Source organism: Flavobacterium sp. (assembly GCF_028712645.1).
Lineage (GTDB): Bacteria > Bacteroidota > Bacteroidia > Flavobacteriales > Flavobacteriaceae > Flavobacterium.
This window is the reverse complement of sequence record NZ_JAQTPQ010000296.1, coordinates 1-3,991: the sequence shown is the minus strand read 5'-3', so window position 1 is coordinate 3,991 and position 3,991 is coordinate 1. Positions and strand designations below refer to the sequence as shown.

General features: G+C 30.7%; 6 protein-coding genes. 5 read left to right on the top strand and 1 reads right to left on the bottom strand.

Features of this window, described 5'->3' with window-relative positions:
- Positions 1–192: hypothetical protein (locus tag PHC28_RS16605; protein WP_300103248.1), on the bottom strand; the 192-nt coding region annotated here is incomplete at its 3' end.
- A gap of 451 nt (positions 193–643) precedes the next feature.
- Here PHC28_RS16605 and PHC28_RS16600 point away from each other — a divergent pair.
- From PHC28_RS16600 to PHC28_RS16580, 5 genes are all read left to right on the top strand, one after another.
- Positions 644–1,036 carry a hypothetical protein gene (locus PHC28_RS16600; RefSeq protein WP_300103246.1) on the top strand — a complete coding sequence of 131 codons (393 nt, stop codon included), beginning with the start codon at positions 644–646 and terminating at the stop codon, positions 1,034–1,036.
- Positions 1,037–1,132: 96 nt separating this feature from the next.
- The gene (locus PHC28_RS16595) at positions 1,133–1,996 is read left to right on the top strand and encodes a DUF5777 family beta-barrel protein (RefSeq protein WP_300103245.1); all 864 of its coding nucleotides are present in this window, start codon (positions 1,133–1,135) and stop codon (positions 1,994–1,996) included.
- Positions 1,997–2,015: 19 nt separating this feature from the next.
- Entirely contained in the window at positions 2,016–2,363 is a 348-nt protein-coding gene (locus tag PHC28_RS16590; RefSeq protein WP_300103243.1) for a hypothetical protein, read from the top strand.
- Positions 2,364–2,391: 28 nt separating this feature from the next.
- Positions 2,392–2,937 carry a YceI family protein gene (locus PHC28_RS16585; protein WP_300103241.1) on the top strand — a complete coding sequence of 182 codons (546 nt, stop codon included), beginning with the start codon at positions 2,392–2,394 and terminating at the stop codon, positions 2,935–2,937.
- Between the two features lie 133 nt (positions 2,938–3,070).
- Complete coding sequence (locus PHC28_RS16580) at positions 3,071–3,943, top strand: T9SS type A sorting domain-containing protein (protein WP_300103239.1); 873 nt, start codon at positions 3,071–3,073, stop codon at positions 3,941–3,943.
- The last annotated feature ends 48 nt before the right edge of the window (positions 3,944–3,991 follow it).

The following is a 3,991-nucleotide window of genomic DNA, read 5'->3' as shown; positions in this document are numbered from 1 at the left end:
TGCGTGCCGCGCTGGAAGACGACCCTGAAACGGTTCTTGCGCTGTTTGTTCAGGATTCTGATGATTTAGCGGTTCAGGGCTGATTGTGCGCATTTCGGATTCTTTACTGTCCATTTGAATAAGAATAGTAAAAGTGTGAATTCTGTAAATTCTTTTTAAAGTTATAATATTTTGTAATCTATATAAGTTCAACTCTGTATTTTTTAGGAATTCATCCGAATTCAATTTATTTGATGAGCCAAATTCCAGAATTAGAACTTCAAAATTTCAAAGTTGAAATAGGACATATTAAAAACTATAAAAGATTGTAGTCAAGTTCTGTTTTTTACTTTTAAAAGTGATAAATTTTTAAGAATAAAACGTATCAATAAAATAGTTGCAAAATTTTTGAAAGATTATTTTAATAAAATTGCTTTTATACTAGCTGATTTATTTTATAATAGAGACTTATTCTTACAAAAAATAGTAAAAAATAGATTTGTACGGGTATTATTGCTTTTTGCTTATTTTTTTAAAAAAAAATGTTGTTTTTGAGGTAGGGTATTTTTCTTTATGAATGTTTAAACTACAAACAAAGACAAATAGAAGTCAAATTGTTATTTAGAGTACAGAAAAACATTTATAGAAATTTAAATTAATTAGTATGAACAAAAAATTTAGAACAATCATTTTTTCAATTGTAGTAGTTGGAATAGTGGCATTTACGGGATTTAATTACATAATGTATGGAGGCGCAAGAAATTTAGCAACCGAAGAAACTGCGTTTGAGGTTACTTCAAAAAACATCGCAAATGAATTTGCTTCTAATATAGAGGCATCCAATAAAAAATATCTCGAAAAAGCAATCGCTATAAAAGGGACTATAACAAAAATTACAGGTAATGAAGTTATAATGGATGGCTCTATTATATGTAATTTAAAAGATTTTGATGCTACAATTCAAAAAGACCAAATAGTAACTTTAAAAGGAAGAGTTGTTGGTTACGATGATTTAATGGGTGAATTGAAACTTGATCAATGTTTTAAGGCATCTTAAATACCCTAAAAAATTACAATTATGGGTGTTTTGTGTTTTCGATGCAAAACATCTTTTTTAAAATTAAAACAAACAACTAAATTAAATTAAATGAGAATGAAAAACTTTTTATCTTTTATGCTTGTGTTTTTTGCAATAGGATTTGCCTCAGCACAAGACGACTTATTAAATCAATTAGATGCCCAACAACCAGATGTAAAAGAAATTGCACCTGCCGCTTTTAAAGGATTACAAATATGTAATATGCAATCGACGAAATTACCTGCCCAAGGTGAATGGTATATGGTCGTGTCACACCGTTTTGGAGATTTGACCCAAGGGATTAATAATTTTTTCGGAATGGATAATGCTCTGACTAAAGTGGGTGGTATTTATGGAGTTACAAACTGGTTATCTCTTGGAGCATCAAGGCAAACCTATAATAAATTATATGAATTATCTGCAAAGTATAAATTTGCTAATCAGATAGAAAGTGGTTTTCCTGTAACCATTGTTGGTTATAATACCATGGATATTAATAGTGACCTTAAAAAAGCTGCAAATCCAGGAATTAAATTCACTAACCGATTGGCTTTTTCATCCCAATTGATAATTTCTAGAAAATTCTCCGAATCATTTTCATTTGAGGTTGCACCTATTTATGTTCATAAAAATTTATATGAATATGGTGTAGAACAAAAGGATCAATATTTTTTAGGAGCCGGAACAAGATATAAATTATCCAAAAGATTAAGCGTAAATTTAGAATATGCTGCACGAATGGTATTGGTTGAAGGTTTTGTTTCTCCTTATCAAAATCCGCTTTCAGTAGGTTTAGACATCGAAACAGGTGGACACGTTTTTCAATTGGTAGTTTCCAATAGTCAGCCAATGAATGATGTTGCAGTATTTTCTAATACAAGAGGTGATTGGAATGGAGGAAGTCTCTATTTTGGATTTAATATGTACAGAGTTTTTTAAAATAAATAAAAGAATTAAGATGAAAAAAGTAATAATATTTTTAATGATAATAATGGCTGGAGTGGTAATCGAATCTTGTGAATCAAATACTTATGAGGACATTTCCTTTGTCGCTAATCCAACTTATACTGCTAATGTTGGCCCGATAGTAAAATCAACTTGTTCTGGATGTCATTCTGGAGGTCAGCAATTTCCTAATTTGGAAAGCTATGCCGAAGTAAAAGATGCTATTCAAAATGGAAGTCTTCTTTGTAGGATAGATGATCCATCAATATGTTTCGGAAGTATTATGCCTACATCTGGCAGAATGCCACAAACTACAATCGATATGTTCATACTTTGGCAAACTCAAGGTTTTGTAAATTAATCAATATAAATTAAAATAAATAATAAAGATGAAAAAGATAATAATTTTATCAATGTGTTTTTTAGTAGGAAATATAGTTTTTTCTCAAAAAATGATGACTCGTGCAGGAGAAGTAAGGTTCGAAGCTTCAATGCCTGCTTTTGAAGAGATTGCAGGGACAAATAGTACCGTTTCTTGTATTTTTGATGAAGCTACAGGTGATTTTGTAGCCTTGGTTTTAGTAAAAGCATTTAAATTTAAGTCTCCATTAATGGAAGAGCATTTTAATGAGAATTATATGGAATCTTCTAAATTTCCTAAAGCAACTTTCAAAGGGAAAATTTTAAACTTTGATGCAAAAAAAATATCATCAGCAAAATCTTCCTATGATTTCGAAGGGGATTTGACAATACACGGCGTTACTAAAAAGATAAAATCTAAAGTTAGCCTTGCCTTGAATGCTGGAAAAATTAGCGCATCAAGTTTAATCAAAATTAAACCTCAAGATTATAACATCGAAATTCCAAATCTTGTAAAAGGTAAGATTGCCGAGAACGCAAATGTTTCAATCAATTTTGTTCTCGAAGCAAATTAATTAAATGTAAGAGCTCTAAATAATTGATATTTAGAGCTCCTTTACTTTTTTGAATAGGTTTTCAAATAGTAATGTTTTATACAAATATAAATATCCCTTTTCTCCATAATATTAACAATCTAAATTTAAAAAGATGAAATCAAAATTACTTTATCTAGCTGGAATTGCATTATTTCTTTGCTTTTCGCTAAATATGTCCGCACAAACTACAACAGCTGGAACACTAACGTTTACTTACAATCAGCCAATACCATCATCTCCAGCCCCAAATAAAGGTATTAAAAATATTTTAGCCATTTGGATAGAAAATAGTGCTGGAGTATTTATTAAAACTAGAAATAAATATGCAGTTAAAGAAGTAGATCATTTACCAATTTGGTCTGTTAAATCTGGGGGTATTTTATCTAATTCTTCTGGGGCGAATTCAAATATTACAGATGCTACAACTGGAGCAACTTTAAGCGGACCATCTGTAGCCAATCCTAGTCCAGCTTATGGTACAAGAACCATTACTTGGGATGGTAAAAATGTGGTAGGATCTGCTAATGGTGTTACTGTACCAGACGGAGATTATACAGTTTGGATTGAAAGTTCTTGGGTTGATTCAGGCGTTAATAATCATGGTACGATAGCTAGTTTTACTTTTCATAAAGGACCGACTGCACAACATTTGACACCAGTATCACCAGTTACTTATTTCAATACAGTAATTATCGATTGGACACCTACGGCTTTGGGAGTTGAAGAAAATGTTTCGCCAAATACACGAGTTGTTGTTTATCCAAACCCTTCTAACGGTATGCTTAGTGTTGATTTCAAAAATGAAATTAAAAATATAAGAGTTTCGAATATGTTGGGTCAAGTTGTGTATGAGGAAAAAGTTGACGTAAGTGCAGCAGGAACAACTAAAAATATTGATCTTTCTCGTTTTGGAAATGGGACTTATATCCTTAATGTTACAAACAATGAAGGAACTTCAAACTATAAAGTAATTTTAGATAAATAATTAATTTCTTTTAATTTGTTTTGAAAAGCATTGGTCATTAGATCGGAA

Bases quoted from the DNA above. Each gene is read 5' to 3' on its own strand.
- PHC28_RS16600 (WP_300103246.1), top strand. From the start codon at position 644: ATGAACAAAAAATTTAGAACAATCATTTTTTCAATTGTAGTAGTTGGA.
- PHC28_RS16585 (WP_300103241.1), top strand. From the start codon at position 2,392: ATGAAAAAGATAATAATTTTATCAATGTGTTTTTTAGTAGGAAATATA.
- PHC28_RS16590 (WP_300103243.1), top strand. From the start codon at position 2,016: ATGAAAAAAGTAATAATATTTTTAATGATAATAATGGCTGGAGTGGTA.
- PHC28_RS16580 (WP_300103239.1), top strand. From the start codon at position 3,071: ATGAAATCAAAATTACTTTATCTAGCTGGAATTGCATTATTTCTTTGC.
- PHC28_RS16595 (WP_300103245.1), top strand. From the start codon at position 1,133: ATGAAAAACTTTTTATCTTTTATGCTTGTGTTTTTTGCAATAGGATTT.